Source organism: Rhodanobacter sp. FW510-R10 (assembly GCF_058781105.1).
In genome coordinates, this window is the sequence record NZ_JBYSWL010000001.1 from 1,650,426 (window position 1) to 1,670,039 (window position 19,614).

Consider the following 19,614-nt stretch of genomic DNA (forward strand, 5'->3'; position numbering starts at 1 on the left):
GGCGGTTCTCAGGGTAGGGAGGCGAGCTGTTCGCTCGTGCGCCCGTAGCGGCGTTCGCGCTGAACGTAGTCTTCGATGGCCTGGTGCAGGCAGGCTTGGTCGAAATCCGGCCACAGCGTATCGGTAAAGTACAGCTCGGCATACGCCGCTTGCCACAACAGGAAGTTGCTCAGGCGCAGTTCGCCCCCGGTGCGGATCAGCAGATCCAGCGGCGGCAGTCCGTCAAGCGACATCCAGGCGTCGAGCCGGGCCTCGTCGATCTCCTCGGCGCGCAGCTCGCCGCGCGCCACGGCCTGTGCCGCGCGCCGGCAGGCCTGGGTGATGTCCCAGCGGCCGCCATAGTTGACCGCCACGTTGACCTGCAGCCGGGAATTGTGGGCGGTACTGTCCATGGCCGCCTGCATGCGGCGATATAGCTCGGCATCGAACGCACCGAGCTCGCCAATGAATCGCAGGCGCACGCCATTGGCGCGCAGCTCGTCAACTTCCTTGTCCAGGGCGCGCACGAACAGGTTCATCAGTGCGCCGACTTCGTCGCGCGGGCGCAGCCAGTTCTCGCTGGAAAACGCAAACAAGGTCAGGGCCTGGATGCCCTCGCGCAGGCAGGCCTCGATGACCGTGCGTACGGCCTTGCGCCCAGCGCTGTGGCCGAAGCTGCGCGGGCGACGGCGCGCACGCGCCCAGCGCCCGTTGCCGTCCATGACGATGGCAATGTGCAGCGGTGCCCCATGCTGCCGCACGGCGTCCGCGGCGTCAGGCGACGGTGCGGCTGGCATCGCGCATGCGGCCGGGTGGCGCGGTGCCGGCGCGGGCTGCGCGCATCCGCGCGCGGGCAAGCAGCTGGGTCCTGGCCGTGCCGGGCGCGGGTGCGCAAACGCTGGCGGAGGACAGTTCGGCGGCCACTTACAATGCCATCAACTCGTCTTCTTTGGCCTTGACGACGCCATCGATTTCCTTGATGGCGTTGTCAGTGAGGCTTTGTACTTCCTCGTCGAAACGGCGTTCGTCGTCTTCCGAGATGAGCTTTTCCTTGAGCAGGTTCTTCACCTGCTGCAGGGCGTCGCGGCGCACATTGCGCACCGCGATCTTGGCGCTTTCGCCTTCGTGGCCGACGTGTTTGGCCAGTTCCCGGCGACGCTCCTCGGTGAGTGCCGGGAGGTTGAGCCGGATGACCGTGCCGGCGGTGGTCGGCGTGATGCCCAGGTCCGATCCCATCAGCGCCTTCTCGATTGGCGCCACCATAGATTTTTCCCACGGCGTGATGCTGATCGTGCGCGAATCGGCGAGCGCGACCGTGGCTACCTGGGCGAGCGGCATGTCCGCCCCGTAGTACGGCACCTTGATGTTGTCGACCAGCGCCGTGCTGGCGCGCGCACTACGCAGGCGCACCAGGTCGTATTTCAGCGACTCGATGCTCTTGCCCATGCGGGTCTTGGCATCGGCCTTGATGTCGTCGAGCATGCGGTGGTTCCAGAAGTCTCGGCAAGCCGTTGATCATAGCAGGCCCATTCTGCACCGAGCCGGGCCAGCCGGGGTTTCAGCCGCCGTGCACCAGCGTGCCGATGGCTTCGCCATGCATGATGCGCATGAGGTTGCCTTTCTGCGTCATGTCGTAGATGCGCAGTGGTAGCCCGTGGTCGCGGCACAATGCGATTGCCGCCGTATCCATCACCGCCAGCTTGTGCTCGATGACTTCGTCGTAGCTCAGCGCGTCGTAGCGGACGGCGTCCGGATGCAGGACCGGGTCGGCGCTGTACACACCATCCACCTTCGTGGCTTTGAGCAACAGATCGGCGCCCAGTTCCACGGCGCGCAGGGCCGCCGCCGAATCGGTGGTGAAGAAGGGATTGCCGATGCCGGCGGCAAACAAGACGATGCGGCCCTTTTCGATATGCCGGATGGCGCGGCGACGGATATAGTCCTCGGCCACGTCGTGGATCGGTATCGCGCTCATGACCCGCGCGTAGCCGCCACGCTTTTCAATTGCATCCTGCATGGCCAGGGCGTTCATGACCGTGGCCAGCATGCCCATGTGGTCGCCGGTGACGCGATCCATGCCGGCAGCAGCCAGGCCACTGCCGCGGAAGATGTTGCCGCCGCCAATGACCACCCCGACCTGGATGCCCGAGCGCTGGACCTCGATGATCTCGTTGGCCAGGCCGCCGATGACGTCCGGATCGATGCCATAGTCGGCATGCCCCATCAGCGCCTCGCCGGACAGCTTGAGCAGGATACGGCGGAAGATCGGCGCGGTGCTCATGGCGGGTCCGGGCAGGTGGTTGGCTGGGTTATTGTAAGGGACCGGCGGTAGCTCGATTCAAACCTCGCTGCCCAGGCCGGTGGCTGGTGTGGTCGTGGCCGCAGGCTTGCCGCCAGTGCGGGCCGGCGCAGCGCGCAGGCCCGCGTGGTGGTCCGGGCTCAGCCCAGGCCAGCCTGCTTCATGACCTCGGCGTGGAAGTCCTCGGTGGGCTTCTCCACGCCTTCGCCGACCGCCAGACGCACCACGGATTGCACATGGGCCCCGGATTTCTTCAGCGCGTCGGCGACCGACATGCTCGTGTCCAGCACATAGGCCTGCCCAAGCAGGGTGATCTCGGTGATGATCTTGTGCACCTTGCCAGTGATGATTTTTTCCAGGATCTCGGCCGGTTTGTGCTTTTCCGCCTCCGACATCTGGCTCAGCGCGATGTCCTTCTCCTTGGCCAGCACCTCGGGCGGCACGTCCGCCGACTGCACGTAGGCTGGGTTCATCGCGGCCACGTGCATCGCAATGCCCTTGGCCAGCGCCTCGTCCCCGGCATCCAGTGCGACCAGCACGCCGATGCGGCCGTTGTGGATATAGCTGCCGATGGGCCCGGTGGCATGGATCCGGGCCATGCGCCGGACATGGATCTTCTCGCCGATCGTGCTGACCAGCGCCTTGGCGGCTTGCTCGACCGTGCCGCCCTTGGGATAGGCGACTGCCTGCAGCGCATCCACGTCGGACACGCCGGAATCGAGCGCCAGGTCGCCGACAGTCTTGCAGAAGGCCAGGAAGCTCGCGTCCTTGGCGACGAAATCGGTTTCGCAGTTGATCTCCACCAGGACCGCGTCATGGCCCTTGCGCGCGCTGACGATCAGGCCCTCGGCAGCAATCCGGCTAGCTTTCTTGTCAGCCTTGGCCAGGCCGGATTTGCGCAGCCAGTCGACCGCGGCGTCGATGTTGCCGTCGTTCTCGACCAGTGCCTTCTTGCATTCCATCATGCCGGCACCGGAGCGCTCGCGCAGCTCCTTGACCATTTGTGCGGAAATCGTGCTCATCGTCGTTCCTCGTTTACTGGTGGCACGATGGCGGTGGACGCCGCCGCGCCAAATGTAGGTACGGCGACGGCCTCGTCACGGCTGCCGTCACCGGGGTGCTGCAGGCGTTGGGCCTATTTGGCGGCGCCTTCCGGACCCGTGGCGTGGCGCCCATCGTCGCGGCGATGGTCGTTGCGCGCATTGCCGCGGCGTGCCGGCGGCTTGCGCTCGGCCTTGGCAATCGGATTGCCTTCCTCGTCGAGCTCGACAAAATCGTTGGCATCGCCCTGGGCCACGTCCGGTGCGGCAGCCTTGCCTTCCAGGATCGCATCGGCCGCGGCCCGGGCATACAGCTGGATGGCGCGGATCGCGTCGTCGTTGCCGGGGATCGCGTAGTCGACCAGATCGGGGTCGTAGTTGGTGTCGACCACCGCCACCACCGGGATGCCGAGCTTCCTGGCTTCCTGCACGGCGATGTTCTCGTGGCCGATGTCGATCACGAACAGCGCATCGGGCAGGCGGTTCATGTCCTTGATGCCGCCCAGCGAGGCTTCCAGTTTCTCGCGCTCGCGGCGGCGCGAGAGAACCTCGTGCTTGACCAGCTTCTCGAAGCTGCCGTCGGTCTCGGCTGCCTCCAGCTCCTTCAGCCGCGCCACCGATTGCTTGACGGTACGGAAGTTGGTCAGCATGCCGCCCAGCCAGCGTGCGGTGACGAACGGCATGCCGGCGCGGGCAGCCTCTTCGGCCAGGGCCTCGCGCGCCGAGCGCTTGGTGCCGACAAACAGGATGGTACGGCGCTTCTGTGCCAGGCCCGACAGATAGTTCATTGCGTCGGTGAACAGCGGCAGGGTCTTTTCCAGGTTGATGATGTGGATCTTGCCGCGCGCGCCGAAGATGTACGGTGCCATCTTCGGGTTCCAGTAGCGGGTCTGGTGGCCGAAGTGGACTCCGGCTTCGAGCATGTGGCGCATGGTGACTTGGGCCATGGGGTAACTCCTTGCAGTGGCCGTGTAGGCCGGGGGTTGGGACCTGCGCATATCCCCGACTTCGACCACGATGCGCCGGATGGCGGCTCGTGGCACCCCGAAGCTGGTGCCGATATGCGTGTGGCGTTGGTTTGGGTGTGGCGCCCTGGGGCGTTACAATCCCGGTTCGTCTCGCATCACGCTGGCCTGCTGGCAGGCACATGCGTTCAGCAAAACTGCGAAATTATAGTCGGTCGACCAGCGTTGCGGCAAGCCGCGGCTTGGGCCTTGGCGCTGACAGGACAGCATGAAATGGCAATCAATCTCAAGTCAGCGCAGGACCTCGAAGGCATGCGCGTCGCCGGCAAGCTTGCCGCCGAAGTGCTGGCCATGCTCAAGGAGCACATCGAGCCGGGCGTGAGCACCGAGGAACTGGATCGGCTGGCCTACGAGCACATCGTGAACGTGCAGAAGGCGATACCGGCGAACGTCGGCTACCACGGCTTTCCGAAGACGCTGTGCACTTCGGTCAACCAGGTGATCTGTCACGGTATCCCGAGTGAGAACAAGCTGCTCAAGGATGGGGACATCATCAACCTCGATGTGACCGTGATCAAGAACGGCTGGCACGGCGACACCAGCCGGATGTACGTGGTCGGCACCCCGTCGGTGCTGGCCAAGCGGCTGGTGGATACCGCGTACGAGGCCATGATGTGCGGCATCCGCGCCGTACGCCCCGGTGCCACGCTCGGTGATATCGGCCATGCGATCCAACAGCACGCCGAGGCGGTGGGCTTCAGCATCGTGCGCGAGTATTGCGGCCACGGCATCGGCAAGATCTACCACGACGAGCCGCAGGTGCTCCACTATGGCAAGCCTGGTGCCGGCCTGGAGCTGAAGAAGGGCATGACCTTCACGATCGAGCCGATGGTCAACGCCGGCAAGCCGCAGACCCGCCAGTTGCCTGATGGCTGGACCGTGGTGACCAAGGATCATTCCCTGTCTGCGCAGTGGGAGCACACCCTGGTCGTCACCGACGACGGCTACGAGATCCTGACGCCCTGGCCAGACGCCTGAGGGCCGGTATAGCCACCTGTCCGATGCCTGGATTGGGTGTGGGATGTGGCCTCCCACGGAAAGCGGGCTGCTCTGCACACCGGCCCTTCAAGCCGCCGATGAGGCTGCCCGCATGTCGACGTCCACTGCCATTCACTTGCCGCCTTTGCCACGCCTGCCTGTGGCGGTGCCGCGTTCGGGTGTGTCCCGGGAGGCTCGGCTTGCCCTGGGCCAGTTGCTGGCCGATGTCGACCGCGCGCTCACCGGAGCGTTTCGCGCCGGGGCCGACGCCGGCATGCTTACGCGTCAACGCGGTGCCACGGTTTCGCAACTGGTTGCGCATGTCTGGACCGCCTGCCTTGGCGGCGTTGCCGGCGCGGCCTTGTACGCCGTGGGCGGGTTCGGGCGCGGTGCACTGTTCCCGTGTTCGGACGTCGACTTGCTGGTGCTCGTCAAAGGCGCGCAGGAAAACCAGTTGCGTGCGCTCGGGCAGTTTTTCTCGACCCTGTGGGACATTGGCCTGAAAGTCGGCCATGCCGTGCGCGATCCCCGGCAGTGCCGCGAGCTTGCCGCCAGCGATGCCAGCGTGTTCACCAGTCTGCTGGATGCGCGGCGCATTGCCGGCGACGCGGCGCTCGACGTCAGCCTGCGCGGCATCGTGGACGATCCGCAATTGTGGCCGCCTGCCGCCTATCTGGAGGCGCGCCAAAACGAGCGCAGGCAGCGTCATGCGCGTTACGACGACACCGCCTACAACCTGGAACCGAACCTCAAGGAAGGCCCCGGTGGGTTGCGCTCTCTCGATTCGCTGCGCTGGATTGGCTTGCGCCTGGCCGACGCCGGGGACCTGCCGAGCATGGTGGCCGAGGGCCTGCTTGATCCGGCAGAGGGAGCTGCGCTCGAGCAGGCCGAATCGACCTTGAGCCGCTATCGTTATGCCTTGCACCTGGAAGCGGGTCGGGCCGAGGAACGACTGCTGTTCGATTATCAGCGGGCCCTGGCGGCACGGCTGGGATTCGAGGACGAACACGAGCGCAATCTCGGCGTCGAGCAGTTCATGCAGGCGTATTACCGGGCCGCGAGCCAGGTCGAGCGCCTGAGCGTGCAGGTTGCCGAGCGCTTCGAGGAGATGCTCGAGAGTCCCCATCTGGGAGTGCCGCTGGACAAGGATTTTGTACGCTACGGTTCGCGTCTGGCGGCGCGGGACAGCGAGCTGTTCATGCGCCGGCCCGCGGCACTGGTCGAGGTGTTCCTGTCGCGCATGGACCAGCCGGGAGTGGTCGGCTTCAGTGCCGAAACCATGCGGCGCATCCATCGTGCGGCCGCCGTGCAGGCCGATGCCCTGGCCTCCGACCCCGAGGTCCTGGCTGCCTTCCTGCGCCTGCTGCGGCGCGGTGCACCGGCAGTCGAGGCCTTGTGGCGCATGAACCGGCATGGCCTGCTGGCGGCGATCTTGCCCGCGTTCGGCAAGGTGTTCGGGCGCATGCAATACGACTTGTTCCACGTCTATACCGTGGACGAGCACACCTTGCGCGTCCTGCACAACCTGGCCCGCTTTGCCGAACCAGCGGCGCACACGGAATTCGCGCTGGGTTGCGAGATCTGGGCCGCCTTGCCCAAGCCGGAGCTGCTCTTGCTGGCCGGCTTGTTCCATGACATCGCCAAGGGTCGCGGCGGCGACCATGCCGTGTTGGGCGCGGAGGATGCCCGCGCGTTCTGTACGCTGCTTGGCCTGCCCGCGGGCGACGTCGAGCGGGTGGCATGGCTGGTGCGCTGGCACCTGGCCATGAGCACCACGGCGCAGCGCCAGGACATCAGTGACGCCGAGGTCGTGCAGCGTTTTGCCGAGCACGTTGGGGATCGCGAACGCCTGGGGCAGCTCTACTTGCTGACCGTGGCCGATATCATCGGTACCAGTCCCCGACTGTGGAATGCCTGGAAGGATCGGCTGCTCGCCGACCTGTACACGGCGACGCGTTATGCCTTGCGCAGCGACGTGGAGTTGCCGCGCGATGCCGATGCGCTGGTGCGCGAATGCCAGCAGCAGGCGATGGCGCTGTTGCGTGAACAGGGCTACGCCGCGCAGGAGATAACGAACCTGTGGCGGGACTTCCCGCAGGTGAGCTTCCTGCGCCATCGTCCGCAGCAGATTGCCTGGCAGAGTGCGGCGATGCTGGATGCTGGTGGCCGCTTGCCGCTGGTGGTGGTGCAGCCGCGCTCGGTGCGCGGCAGCACTGAAGTGTTCGTACATGCACGGTCGCGCGACGGCTTGTTCTCTGTCGTCACCGCCACGCTCGACCGCATGCGCATGTCGGTGGTGGAGGCGCGCATTCTGAGCACGCCGACCGGCATGGTCCTGGACACGTTCCTGCTGCTCGATGGCGACACCCAGGAGCCGGTCAGCGAGGTGCGTGCGCAAGAGCTCCAGGGGCGACTGGAGGCTACGCTGGTACAGAACGTGGAGGTCGGCCCCGGCAGGCGCAGCATGTCGCGGCAGCAACGGCATTTCCAGATCGTGCCGCGAATCAAATTCCGTTCGGTGGGCGGACGCACGCAGATGGCGCTGGTGGCGACCGACCAGCCAGGCCTGCTGGCCGCGGTTGCGCAGGTGCTGAACCAGGTCGGCGTGCGCGTCCACGACGCACGCATCGCCACCTTCGGCGAGCGGGTCGAGGATTTCTTCCTGCTTACCGATCGCCACGATGCGCCGCTCACGACCGAACACCAGCGTCAGTTGTTGCTCGCGCTGCAAGCACGGATCGGTCCCGGGCAGGACTGACTGGCAGCGTGGGACCGAGTGCCGGCGGGATTTGCCTCGCTGGGCTCGGGTTATGATGCCGGCTGCTGCAGCCGGCAGCGTGGCTCTTCGACCCATGGCTTACCTGATCGTCAAGACCCTGCACTTGTTGTTCGACATTGCCTGGATGGCGGCGGTGTTTTACTTGCCGCGCATCCTGGTCAACCTGGCCGAGACGCAGGGCCAGCCTCAAGCGCAGGCGCGCCTGCATCTGATGGGCCGGCGGCTGTACAAGTTCGGACACAACATGTTTGGTTTTGCCGTCGTGTTCGGTGTGGTCCTGTGGGAAGGCTGGCGCCTGTTCCCCACCTGGTTGCCGAACGTGGTCGGCTCGCGGCACTGGCTGGATGCCAAGCTGCTCCTGGTCACCCTGCTCCTGGCGCACTTCATCTGGTGCGGGCGCCTGCTCAAGCGTAGCCAGGCCGGCGGCGAGCTACCGTCGGGCGTCGCCTTGCGCTGGTTCAACGAGCTGCCCGTGCTGTTCCTGCTTGGCGTGATCTTCCTGGTGCTGGCCAAACCGTTCTGAACGCCGAAGAGGAGTGGGATTGGGTCGCCACGCGTGGATAGACCTTGTGCCAGGGCGGCGCCGATGAAGCCGGCAGCACCGGTAACCGGGATCCATCCCCTTGAATGCCGCTGGCGCCTTGATGGGGGGCACGCCGCACGGCGAAATCCATGACCAGTGCCCTTTTCAGGCTAAACTAGCGCCTCGGCGATTTCATCGGACAGAGGTGGCCCGCGCCCCGCGCTGGCCGAGTGTGCGACATGGCAACCACCCACCTGCACGACTGACTGCCTCTACGCCTGTATTTGTCGAAGAAAGGGCGTCATGCCCTTTTTTGTTTTTCTGGGAAAGCCACCATGATCGAGATCACGCTACCCGACGGCAGCAAGAAGTCGTTCGACCATCCCGTCACCGTCCAGGAAGTAGCCGCCTCCATTGGCGCAGGCCTGGCCAAGGCAACGCTTGCCGGCAAGGTCGACGGCCAGCTGGTCGATGCCAGCTTCCCGATCGAGCACGACGCCAGCGTGCAGATCGTCACCGAGAAGAGCCCCGAGGCGCTGGAGATCCTGCGCCATTCCACGGCGCACCTCATGGGGCAGGCGGTGCAGCGGCTGTTTCCAGGAGCGCAGGTCACGATCGGCCCGGTGATCGACAACGGCTTTTATTACGACTTCGCCTACGAGCGGCCGTTCACGCCCGAGGACCTGCCCAAGATCGAGGCCGAGATGCGCAGGATCGTGGACGAACGCCTGCCGGTGACGCGTGGCGTGAAGTCACGTGACGAGGCAATCGCGTTCTTCCGCGGCTTGGGCGAGCACTACAAGGCCGAGATCATCGAGGGCATCCCGGCGACCGAGGAGCTGTCGCTGTATACGCAGGGCGAGTTCACCGACCTGTGCCGCGGCCCGCACGTGCCGAACACCGGCAAGCTGCACTCATTCAAGCTGATGAAGGTGGCTGGCGCCTACTGGCGCGGCGATTCCAGCAACGCCATGCTGACTCGCATCTACGGCACTGCCTGGCTCAACGACAAGGATCTGAAGGCCTACCTGTATCAGCTGGAGGAGGCCGAGAAGCGCGACCACCGCAAGCTCGGCAAGCAGCTCGATCTCTTCCACCAGCAGGAAGAGAGCCCAGGCATGGTGTTCTGGCATGCAAACGGCTGGGCCATCTGGCAGCAGCTCGAGCAGTACATGCGCGACGTGTACCGGAAGAGCGGCTACCAGGAGGTGCGCTGCCCCATGGTGCTGGACGTATCGTTGTGGAAAAAATCCGGGCACTGGGACAACTACAAGGAAAACATGTTTTTCACCGAGTCGGAAAAACGCGTGTTTGCCTTGCGGCCCATGAATTGCCCGGGCCACGTACAGATCTTCAACGACACGCTGCACAGCTATCGCGAATTGCCGATACGCTATGGCGAATTTGGTGGCTGCCACCGCAACGAGCCGTCCGGCGCGCTGCACGGCATCATGCGCGTGCGTGCGTTCACCCAGGACGACGGTCACATCTTCTGCACGCCCGAGCAGATTGAATCGGAGGTCACTGCGTTCCACGCTCAGGCCATGCAGGTGTACGCCGATTTCGGTTTCGACAAGGTCGAGGTGGCTCTGGCCTTGCGTCCGGACAAGCGCATCGGTGGCGACGAGGTCTGGGACCGGGCTGAGGCCGCGCTGCGCGCTGCGCTGGCAGCGGCAGGAGTACAGTGGACGGAGCTTCCCGGCGAAGGGGCGTTCTACGGTCCCAAGATCGAATACCACATGCGCGATTCCATCGGCCGCGATTGGCAGGTCGGCACCATGCAGGTGGATTTCATGATGCCCGAGCGCCTTGGCGCCGAGTACGTCGACGAGAATTCGCAGAAACGGCATCCCGTGATGCTGCACCGGGCGATCGTGGGTTCCATGGAGCGCTTCATCGGCATCCTGATCGAGCACCATGCCGGGGCCTTGCCGACCTGGCTGGCTCCGGTGCAGGCGGTGGTGCTGAATATCACCGACGCCCATGCGGCGTATGCCGGGCAGGTGGCGCAAACCCTTGTGGACCGTGGTTTCAGGGCCCAGGTAGATTTGCGCAATGAAAAGGTCGGCTATAAAATCCGCGAGCACGCGATGCAGAAAGTGCCGTACCTGGTTGTCGTGGGGGATCGTGAAAAAGAAACCGGCACCGTGGCTGTGCGCACACGATCCGGCGAAGATCTTGGCGACATGAGCCTGGACGGCTTCATCGAACGCATGGGCACCGAAACCCGGCATTGAGTGCCTGGCGGCTTGATACATCACCATTTTGGAGGATCGTGGTATCGCAACCACTGACAACAAAGGCAATCGTCGCAATCAGGAAATCCGCGTCCCGCGGGTCCGTGTGATTGGCCAGGATGCCGAACAGCTCGGCATACTTTCCCGCGACGAGGCGTTGATGCTGGCGCAGGACGCCGGCCTGGATCTCGTTGAGATCCAACCAAACGGCGATCCGCCGGTTTGCCGCATCATGGATTACGGCAAGTTCAAGTTCGAGGCCCAGAAGAAAGTCCAGGCGGCCAAGAAGAAGCAAAAGCAGGTTGAGATCAAGGAGGTCAAGTTCCGTCCGGTCACGGATGTGGGCGACTACCAGATCAAGCTGCGCAACATGCTGCGTTTCCTGGACGAGGGGGACAAGGTCAAGGTGACCATCCGCTTCCGCGGCCGCGAGATGTCGCACCAGGATCTGGGGCACAGCCTGGCCAAGCGGATCCAGACCGATGTCGGCGAGGCCGGTCAGGTGGAGTCGTTCCCGCGTCTCGAAGGTCGGCAGATGACCATGATGATCGGGCCGAAGCGCAAATAACCGGCGCTTCCGCCGCCCGTCCCCATTGCGTATTCCGCTGGATCGATCCGGCCGGGGCCGCGCGCACATGCGCCCGGCAGGTCCGCGTGGCAAGGCTGGCATCACAGCTGCCGATCTCCTACAATAGCCGGCTCGGCCCGAGTGGAAGGGCCGTGCACCGATCATGGCAGGACGGAAAGTGCGGTCGCTCGCGGGCAGGACCGCCGCCAGATCAGTCAAGCATCGTACCCAAGGATCACAGTCATGCCGAAGATCAAGACCAACCGGGCGGCGGCGAAGCGCTTTCGCAAGACCGCGTCGGGCAAAATCAAGTGCGGGCACGCGTACCGGTCACATATCCTGACCAAGAAGACGACCAAGCTGAAGCGTGGCCTGCGCGCCAAGAATCACCTCAAGGCCTGCGACACGCCAGCTGTCGCTCGCATGTTGCCGTACTGACGGGCAGGAGGACGGATCATGGCTCGTGTCAAGCGTGGTGTCACCGCACGTCGTCGTCACAAGAAAGTCATCGGCCGTGCCAAGGGCTATTACAACGCCCGACGCAAGGTCTTTCGCGCCGCCAATCAGGCGGTCATCAAGGCCGGGCAGTACGCCTACATCGGTCGCAAGCAGCGCAAGCGGCAGTTCCGTGCGCTGTGGATCGTGCGCATCAATGCCGCGGCGCGCTTGTCGGGTCTCAGCTATAGCCGCTTGATCAATGGCCTGGACCGGGCCGGCATCAGCGTCGATCGCAAGGTTTTGGCCGATCTGGCCGTACACGACCTCAAGGCGTTTGCCACGATCGCCGAGAGAGCCAAGGCCGCTCTGGCCGCCTAGTTTGTGTGCCCTCGCCCGGTCGGAAAAGACCGGGGAGCCATTCTGGCTGGGGTCGGCGAACGCTCGCGGGGAGAAGGCCAGACCTTCTCCCCGTTTTCGTTGGGGCATGCCCATGCGGGAATTACGCTGATGGATGATCTGGAGTATCGGGTAAGCGGGACGCTGGAGGCGGTGGGCAGGGCCGCGTCTCTCGACGAGCTCGAAGCCCTGCGCATTGGCGCGCTGGGCAAGGGGGGCGTGGTCACTGCCGCCTTGAAGGCGCTGGGCAGCCTGCCGGAGGACGAGCGCAAGCGGCGTGGCGCGGCGGTCAACGAGCTGAAGCGTCGCCTGGCCGACGCCATTGCGGCACGCCGGCACGCGCTCGAGCAGGCGGATTTCGACCGCCGTCTCGCCGCCGAGGCGCTGGACATCAGCCTGCCCGGGCGCAATGCCGACCGCGGCGGGATCCACCCGGTGACGCGCACGCTCGAACGTATTGCGGCAATCTTCTCGCGTCTGGGTTACCAGAGGGCCGATGGTCCGGAGATCGAGGACGACTGGCACAATTTCGAAGCCTTGAATTTCCCGCTGCTGCACCCGGCGCGCGCGCTGCACGACACGTTCTATTTCGCGGACGGACGCATGTTGCGTACCCACACCTCGCCGGTGCAGATCCGCACCATGCAGCAATCGGCGCCGCCGATCCGCATCATCGCCCCAGGCAAGGTGTACCGGAGCGATTCGGACCAGACCCATTCGCCGATGTTCCACCAGGTGGAAGGCCTGTTGGTGGACGAAACCTCGAGCTTCGCCGATCTCAAGGGGACCTTGACGGAATTCGTGCGGGCCTTCTTCGAGCGCGATTTCGAGATGCGCTTCCGGCCCAGCTATTTCCCCTTCACCGAGCCTTCCGCCGAATTGGATATTGGCTGGCCCGAAGCCGAAGGCGGCGGGAACAGCCGTTGGCTCGAGGTGTTGGGCTGCGGCATGGTGCATCCAAACGTGCTGCGCAATTGCGGCATCGATGCGGAGCGTTACACCGGCTTCGCCTTCGGCCTGGGCGTCGAGCGCTTTGCCATGCTGCGCTATGGCGTCGTGGATTTGCGCGCGTTCTTCGAGAACGACCTGCGCTTCCTGAGGCAGTTCGCATGATCGGGGCCAGCGCATGAAATTTTCCGAGAACTGGTTGCGCCAGGTGGTGGCAGTGGATGTCGATCGCGCTGCGCTGGTGCGCGCGTTGACCATGGCTGGCCTGGAAGTGGAAGGCGTGCAGGTGCTTGGCGAGGGCCTGCGCGGTGTGGTCGTGGCCAGGATCCTCGAGGTCGCCCCGCACCCTGCCGCGGACCGGCTCCGCGTGTGCCGGGTCGATGCCGGCGCCGACGCCCCGCTGCAAATCGTCTGCGGCGCACCGAACGCGCGCGCCGGCATCGGCGTGGCGTTGGCCATGGTGGGCGCCGAGTTGCCTGGGATCGGCACGATCAGGAAAGCCGGCCTGCGCGGCGTGGAATCGTTCGGCATGTTGTGCTCGGCGAAGGAGCTGGGCATCGACGACGACGCTTCGGGTCTGCTCGAGTTGCCGGATGACGCACTGGTCGGTCAGCCGTTGACCGAATACCTTGGTCTGCCGGACGCCAGCATCGAGCTCAGCCTGACCCCCAACCGTGCCGATTGCCTGAGCATCTACGGCGTGGCCTATGACGTCGCCGCGCTGACGGGCAGCCAGGTGGCCGTGCCTGTGCAAGAGGCCGCTACCGTGACCAGCGATGCCCGGCGCGGCGTGCGCCTGGAAGCGGAAGCCGCCGCGCCGCGTTACCTCGGACGCGTGCTCGAAGGCATTGACATGGGGGCGCCTACGCCGCCGTGGCTGGCCGAACGCCTGCGCCGCAGCGGCGTGCGTCCGATCAATGCCGTAGTCGATGTCACCAACTACGTGATGCTGGAGCTGGGACAGCCGATGCACGCGTTCGACAACGCGGCCTTGCACGGCGACATCGTGCTGCGCCATGCGCATCGCGGCGAGTCGCTGCAGTTGCTCGATGGCCACACCGTCAGCCTGGGCGAGGACGTATTGGTGGTGGCGGACCAGGAGCAGGCGTTGGCCGTCGCCGGCATCATGGGTGGCCACGCCTCGCGCGTCACTGCGCAGACGTGCGACATCTTCCTGGAATCGGCGCATTTCGCGCCGCAGGCCATCATGGGTAGGGCCCGCAACCTGGGCCTGCATACCGAAGCCTCGCACCGTTTTGAACGCGGCGTCGACCCGGAGTTGCCGCGTCGCGCGCTGGAGCGGGCGAGCGAACTGCTGCTGTCCATCGTCGGCGGTCGCGCCGGCCCGGTCGTTGCTGCCGAGGCGCCGAGCCAGTTGCGCCGACCCGCTGCCGTGCAGCTGCGGCGGGTGCGCCTGGCGCGCGTGCTCGGCACCGAGGTCGCCGATGCCGAGGTGCAGCGTCTCTTTGTGGCGCTGGACATGCGGGTCGAGACGACCACCGATGGCTGGCTCGTCACCCCACCGAGCCGGCGCTTCGACATCGCCATCGAGGAGGACCTGATCGAGGAAGTGGCGCGCATCCATGGCTACGACCGGATTCCCACGCATGCACCGTCCGGCTCGCTGCGCCTGGCGATCGAGCCGGAGAACCGGCAATCGCCCATGGACCTGCGCCAGCAACTGGTGGGACGTGGCTATTACGAGGCGGTGAACCTGGCGTTCCTGGGTGCGGAGCGATTGGCGCCGTGGGGTTTCGAGGGCGAGCCGGTGTGCCTCGCCAATCCGCTGTCGGCCGACCTGGCGCTGATGCGCCCCTCGTTGTTGCCGGGCCTGGTCCAGGTGCTCGCCTACAATCGCGCGCGCCAGCAGGAGCGGGTGCGGCTGTTCGAGCTCGGCCGGGCCTTTGCCGCTGGTTCGCCGCCGCTGGAAACGCCAGTGCTGGCGATGGTGGCATGCGGTGGCGCGTATGCCGAGCAGTGGGGCGAGCGCCCGCGGGCGGTGGATTTCCATGACCTCAAGGGCGACCTCGAGGCGTTGATCGCGGCGGGTGGGGCTGCGAGCGAGTGGAGCTTCGATCGGCGCAACCTGCCGTCGTGGTTGCACCCCGGGCGTGGCGCGCGGGTGTCGCGCGCGGGCCAGCCGGTCGGTTTCCTCGGCACGATCCATCCGCGCCTGGCCCATGCGCTCGGGCTGGGTGGCGACATCCAGTTGCTGGAAGTGGCTGTGGCGGCGCTGCTGGAGCGCAAACTGCCGTGGGCACATGCCGTGGCCCGCTTCCCGTCGGTGCGGCGCGACTTGGCGCTGGACCTGCCCGAGGACACCGCCTGGGTGCAGGTCGAGCAGGTGCTGCGCACCACCTTGGGGTCGCGCCTTTTTGCCCTGCGCCTGTTCGACCAATACCGTGGTCCCGGCCTCGAAGCCGGACGCAAGAGCCTTGCAGTGGGCTTGATTTTGCAGGACGCTTCACGCACGCTTACCGACGAAGACGCAGATCGCTGCGTGCGCGAAGCAGTCGCTGCGTTGGAGCAGGCATGCAAGGCAAAGTTGCGGGGATGATATGGCGCTGACCAAGGCCGAGATGGCCGAGCGGTTGTTTTTCGAGGTTGGCCTCAACAAGCGCGAAGCCAAGGAGTTCGTGGATGCCTATTTCGAGGTCATCCGCGAAGCGCTGGAAAAAGGCGAGCAGGTGAAGCTCTCCGGTTTCGGCAACTTCGACTTGCGCATGAAGAGCCAGCGGCCCGGACGCAATCCCAAGACCGGCGAGGAGATTCCGATTTCTGCCCGACGCGTGGTCACGTTCCGCCCTGGACAGAAGCTTAAGATGAGAGTCGAAGGGTATGCTGGACCAGGGGAATAATACCGAGCTGCCGGTGATTCCGGCCAAGCGCTACTTCACGATCGGCGAGGTCGGTGAACTGTGTGCGGTGAAGCCGCACGTGCTGCGCTACTGGGAGCAGGAGTTTCCTGCGCTCAATCCAGTCAAGCGTCGCGGCAACCGCCGCTACTACCAGCGCCATGACGTACTGATGATACGGCAGATCCGCGCGCTGCTTTACGAAGAAGGCTTCACCATCACCGGCGCGCGGGCCCGCCTCGAAGGGCCGCAGGCCCGGGCGGAGGCCAGCATGTCGCACCAGATCCTGTGCCAGGTGCGCATGGAGCTGGAAGAAATCCTCGGCTTGCTGAAGCACTGAGGTGCCGGTTCCTAGCCGGTCGTGCAAGCTGGTAATATTCACCTGGTTTTCGTCGGGGTGTAGCGCAGTCTGGTAGCGCACTACGCTGGGGGTGTAGTGGTCGCGAGTTCGAATCTCGCCACCCCGACCAATCTTCCCTCGTTGCGAGTCCTCCTCCCGTCCTTGGCCACCGGCCCCAGGACCCGGGACGCGCCGGCCGGCCCGACACGGGTTCCGTCCGCACACGCCGGCCGTGTCCAGCGCGAGCGACACTCGTTTGCGCTCGCCGTCCTCGCGGCAGCGGGGACCCAGCACCTTTGATGGGTCGGAGGCACCGTGTCGGATCCGCGCTTGCTTGAACTTGGCCGTCGCCTGCCGCAGCTGCGTGTCCTGACGGCACCGGCGGATCTGGCGTACTACGGTCAGGACTGGACGCGCCGCTGGACTCCGGCGCCGCTTGCCGTGGCGCTGCCCGGTGATACCGAGGAAGTCCAGGGCATCGTGCGCTGGGCCAACGAGCACCACGTTGCGATCGTGCCATCGGGCGGCCGCACTGGTCTGTCCGGTGGAGCGGTGGCGGCGAACGGCGAGCTGGTCTTGAGCCTGACCCGCATGCAACGCGTGCTGGAATTTGATCCGATCGACCGCCTCTTGCGTGTGCAGCCGGGGCTCACCTTGCAGGCCGCGCAGGCTGCCGCGCGCGAACGTGACTTGATCTATCCGGTCGACCTCGGTTCGCGCGGTTCCTGTTCGATTGGCGGCAACATCGCCACCAATGCCGGCGGCCTCCACGTGATCCGCCACGGCAATACCCGGGCCTGGATTGCCGGGCTGAAGGTGGTGACTGGTGCTGGCGAGCTGCTGGACCTCAATCGCGGCCTGGTCAAGGACGCCAGCGGCTACGATTTGCGTCAGCTGATGATCGGCTCGGAGGGCACGCTCGGGGTGGTCGTCGAGGCGCTGTTGCGGCTCACCGCGCCGCTGCCGGCCTCGCAGGTCATGCTGCTGGGCGTGCGCTCTGCCGAGGCGCTGATGCAGGTGTTCGACGTCTTCCGCGCGCGGGTGTCGTTGCAGGCGTTTGAATTTTTCTCCGATCGCGCGCTGCAGCATGTGCTCGGCGACGGTGCGCGGCGTCCCCTGGATGGTGAGCATGCGTATTACGCGGTCGTCGAGTTCGATGCAGCGCTCGAGGCCGAGCGCCGGAACGGCGAGGAGGCGTTTGTGCTGGCGCAGGAGCAGGGCTGGGTGGACGATGGGGTGATTGCCCAAAGCGCGGCGCAGGCGGCCTCGCTGTGGCAACTGCGCGAAGGCATCACCACAGCCCTTGCGCCGCACGGGCCTTACAAGACCGACGTCGCGGTACGCGTCAGCGCCATGCCGGAGTTCATGCACGAAGTGCAGGCCTTGCTGCAGGCCGGCTTCCCGCAACTTGAGGTGGTCTGGTTTGGGCATATTGGTGACGGCAACCTGCACATCAACGTGCTGCCGCCAGAAGGCATGGACGCGGAGGCGTTTGGCCGCCTGCGCGATGAGGTGACCAGCGTGCTCGCCGCGGCATTAGGCCACCACGACGGCACCATCTCGGCCGAGCACGGCATCGGCCTGGTCAAGCGCGAGTACCTGTCCGGTTCGCGCAGTGCCGCCGAGATTGCCCTGATGCGCGGTATCCGCGCGAGCTTCGATCCCAACGGCATCCTCAATCCCGGCAAACTTTTCACTGCCGACTGAGCACCGACCCGCCCGGTTGTGCTGGAGCCTGGCCGATGGAATCGAGCGGGCGCGGCTGCTTGCGTTTGCACCGTGCGAGCTCCTAGCCTTTGGCGCCTTGCCCTGCATCGGGAGTTGTCATGTCACGAGAATTGCGCTCGTTGTATCCGGAGCTTGAACCGTATGACAGCGGCATGCTCCGAGTATCGGAACTGCACACCTTGTATTACGAGCAGAGCGGCAATCCGGCGGGCAAGCCCGTGGTCTTCGTGCATGGCGGTCCGGGTGGCGGGACCAATCCACGCTGCCGGTGTTTCTTCGACCCGCGCGCATACCGCATCGTGTTGTTCGACCAGCGCGGCTGTGGCCGCTCGACGCCACATGCCGAGCTGCAGGAAAACACCACCTGGGACCTGGTTGCCGACATGGAGCGCCTGCGCGAACACCTGGGCATCGCGCGCTGGCAGGTGTTTGGCGGTTCCTGGGGGTCGACCCTGGCTCTGGCCTACGCCCAACGCCATCCGGCGCAGGTCACCGAGATGGTCCTGCGCGGTATTTTCATGTTGCGGCGCCAGGAACTGGAGTGGTTTTACCAGCATGGCTGCGACATGCTCTATCCCGATGCCTGGGAGACGTATCTGCACGCCATTCCAGAGGTCGAGCGGGGGGACCTCATCAGCGCCTACCACCGACGCCTGACCAGTCCGGACCGGGCCACACGTGTCACCGCAGCCCGGGCGTGGTCGGTGTGGGAGGGTTCAACCAGCTTCCTGTGGCAGGATCAGGCGCACGTCGAATCGAGCGCCGAGGACGAGTTTGCCCTCGCGTTTGCGCGGATCGAGTGCCACTACTTTGTGCACGGCGGCTTTTTCGAGCACGATGACCAATTGCTGCGGCATGTGGACCGTATTCGCCGGATTCCCGCCGTGATCGTGCAGGGCCGTTACGACGTCGTCTGTCCGCTGCGCAGTGCCTGGGACCTGCACCGGGCGTGGCCAGAAGCCGACCTGCGCATCGTGCAGGACGCCGGACATTCGGCGTTCGAACCAGGCAATGTGCACGAATTGATCGAGGCCACGGACCGCTTCGCCGACCGGGCCTGATGAAGTTGCGGTGGATCCAGCCGCACGCCCATGCGTGAGTGGCCACCGTGCCGTAGTGCCTCCGGGCACTACGGCGCGGTGACCACCGATTTCGTCGACTGCCTACTTCGAGTCGTTCGTCGGCGCTTTGGCCTTGGGCTTGGTTGCAGGCGCTGCCTTGGCCGTCTGGGCGGCTTTCTCGCCTTTCAGGCATGAGCTCATGAAGGTCTTGCGTTCGGCGCCCTTCTTGTTGTCGACCTTGGCTCGATGGCTGCAATCGGCCATGCGCTGCTGCTGTGGCGTGCGTTGCTTTGCCGGCGCAGTAGCAGCCGTGGGTGCCTTGCTCGATTGGGCGCCAGACGCGGTCTGCGGGGTCGCCGACAAGGCGAAGGCGACGGCAAGGGTACCGGCGGCGAGCACGGTGAGTGGCGTAGACATGGG

The 19,614-nt window shown here is 65.5% G+C and carries 19 protein-coding genes and 1 tRNA gene; 14 read left to right on the plus strand and 6 right to left on the minus strand.

Annotation, left to right across the window (positions count from 1 at the left end; genetic code table 11):
* Nucleotides 1-8 precede the first annotated feature (8 nt).
* The 5 genes from uppS to rpsB all read right to left on the minus strand — a co-directional run bounded on the left by uppS (nt 9) and on the right by rpsB (nt 4,265).
* Nucleotides 9-776 (minus strand): polyprenyl diphosphate synthase, encoded by a 768-nt coding sequence (gene uppS, locus AC3WJB_RS07020; protein ID WP_492680029.1) that lies wholly within the window; start codon nt 774-776, stop codon nt 9-11.
* Between the two features lie 127 nt (nt 777-903).
* Nucleotides 904-1,461, minus strand: coding sequence for a ribosome recycling factor (frr, locus tag AC3WJB_RS07025; RefSeq protein ID WP_492680031.1), 558 nt, complete (start codon nt 1,459-1,461; stop codon nt 904-906).
* Nucleotides 1,462-1,537: 76 nt separating this feature from the next.
* Nucleotides 1,538-2,260, minus strand: coding sequence for a UMP kinase (gene pyrH, locus AC3WJB_RS07030; RefSeq protein WP_492680033.1), 723 nt, complete (start codon nt 2,258-2,260; stop codon nt 1,538-1,540).
* Nucleotides 2,261-2,418: 158 nt separating this feature from the next.
* Nucleotides 2,419-3,300 (minus strand): translation elongation factor Ts, encoded by an 882-nt coding sequence (gene tsf / locus AC3WJB_RS07035; RefSeq protein ID WP_492680035.1) that lies wholly within the window; start codon nt 3,298-3,300, stop codon nt 2,419-2,421.
* A gap of 113 nt (nt 3,301-3,413) precedes the next feature.
* A complete protein-coding gene (gene rpsB, locus AC3WJB_RS07040; protein ID WP_492680037.1) occupies nt 3,414-4,265 on the minus strand; it encodes a 30S ribosomal protein S2 in 852 nt (283 codons plus the stop codon).
* A gap of 291 nt (nt 4,266-4,556) precedes the next feature.
* Here rpsB and map point away from each other — a divergent pair, with 291 nt between their 5' ends.
* From map to pip, 14 genes are all read left to right on the plus strand, one after another.
* A complete protein-coding gene (gene map, locus AC3WJB_RS07045; RefSeq protein ID WP_492680039.1) occupies nt 4,557-5,321 on the plus strand; it encodes a type I methionyl aminopeptidase in 765 nt (254 codons plus the stop codon).
* A 112-nt stretch (nt 5,322-5,433) separates the two neighbouring features.
* Nucleotides 5,434-8,079, plus strand: a complete 2,646-nt coding sequence (glnD, locus tag AC3WJB_RS07050; RefSeq protein ID WP_492680041.1) for a [protein-PII] uridylyltransferase — start codon at nt 5,434-5,436, stop codon at nt 8,077-8,079.
* Nucleotides 8,080-8,173: 94 nt separating this feature from the next.
* Nucleotides 8,174-8,623 carry a CopD family protein gene (locus AC3WJB_RS07055; protein WP_492680043.1) on the plus strand — a complete coding sequence of 150 codons (450 nt, stop codon included), beginning with the start codon at nt 8,174-8,176 and terminating at the stop codon, nt 8,621-8,623.
* A gap of 335 nt (nt 8,624-8,958) precedes the next feature.
* Entirely contained in the window at nt 8,959-10,860 is a 1,902-nt protein-coding gene (gene thrS, locus AC3WJB_RS07060) for a threonine--tRNA ligase (protein ID WP_492680045.1), read from the plus strand.
* Nucleotides 10,861-10,903: 43 nt separating this feature from the next.
* On the plus strand, nt 10,904-11,428 hold the full coding sequence (infC, locus tag AC3WJB_RS07065) for a translation initiation factor IF-3 (RefSeq protein WP_492683122.1): 525 nt from the start codon (nt 10,904-10,906) through the stop codon (nt 11,426-11,428).
* A gap of 243 nt (nt 11,429-11,671) precedes the next feature.
* The gene (gene rpmI, locus AC3WJB_RS07070) at nt 11,672-11,866 is read left to right on the plus strand and encodes a 50S ribosomal protein L35 (RefSeq protein ID WP_492680047.1); all 195 of its coding nucleotides are present in this window, start codon (nt 11,672-11,674) and stop codon (nt 11,864-11,866) included.
* An 18-nt stretch (nt 11,867-11,884) separates the two neighbouring features.
* The gene (gene rplT, locus AC3WJB_RS07075) at nt 11,885-12,244 is read left to right on the plus strand and encodes a 50S ribosomal protein L20 (RefSeq protein WP_492680049.1); all 360 of its coding nucleotides are present in this window, start codon (nt 11,885-11,887) and stop codon (nt 12,242-12,244) included.
* A gap of 129 nt (nt 12,245-12,373) precedes the next feature.
* On the plus strand, nt 12,374-13,375 hold the full coding sequence (pheS, locus tag AC3WJB_RS07080; RefSeq protein WP_492680051.1) for a phenylalanine--tRNA ligase subunit alpha: 1,002 nt from the start codon (nt 12,374-12,376) through the stop codon (nt 13,373-13,375).
* Between the two features lie 13 nt (nt 13,376-13,388).
* Nucleotides 13,389-15,767, plus strand: a complete 2,379-nt coding sequence (gene pheT, locus AC3WJB_RS07085; protein WP_492680053.1) for a phenylalanine--tRNA ligase subunit beta — start codon at nt 13,389-13,391, stop codon at nt 15,765-15,767.
* Between the two features lies 1 nt (nt 15,768).
* The gene (gene ihfA, locus AC3WJB_RS07090; RefSeq protein WP_492680055.1) at nt 15,769-16,068 is read left to right on the plus strand and encodes an integration host factor subunit alpha; all 300 of its coding nucleotides are present in this window, start codon (nt 15,769-15,771) and stop codon (nt 16,066-16,068) included.
* Nucleotides 16,049-16,405 carry a MerR family transcriptional regulator gene (locus tag AC3WJB_RS07095; RefSeq protein WP_492680057.1) on the plus strand — a complete coding sequence of 119 codons (357 nt, stop codon included), beginning with the start codon at nt 16,049-16,051 and terminating at the stop codon, nt 16,403-16,405. The genes ihfA and AC3WJB_RS07095 overlap by 20 nt, the downstream gene beginning before the upstream one ends.
* A 53-nt stretch (nt 16,406-16,458) precedes the next feature.
* Nucleotides 16,459-16,535, plus strand: a tRNA-Pro gene (locus AC3WJB_RS07100).
* Between the two features lie 185 nt (nt 16,536-16,720).
* A complete protein-coding gene (locus AC3WJB_RS07105) occupies nt 16,721-18,112 on the plus strand; it encodes an FAD-binding oxidoreductase (protein ID WP_492680059.1) in 1,392 nt (463 codons plus the stop codon).
* Between the two features lie 119 nt (nt 18,113-18,231).
* Nucleotides 18,232-19,194, plus strand: coding sequence for a prolyl aminopeptidase (gene pip, locus AC3WJB_RS07110; RefSeq protein ID WP_492680061.1), 963 nt, complete (start codon nt 18,232-18,234; stop codon nt 19,192-19,194).
* Nucleotides 19,195-19,296: 102 nt separating this feature from the next.
* On the opposite strand, the gene AC3WJB_RS07115 is transcribed toward pip, so the two are convergent.
* Complete coding sequence (locus tag AC3WJB_RS07115) at nt 19,297-19,611, minus strand: PsiF family protein (protein ID WP_492680063.1); 315 nt, start codon at nt 19,609-19,611, stop codon at nt 19,297-19,299.
* Nucleotides 19,612-19,614: the final 3 nt, after the last annotated feature.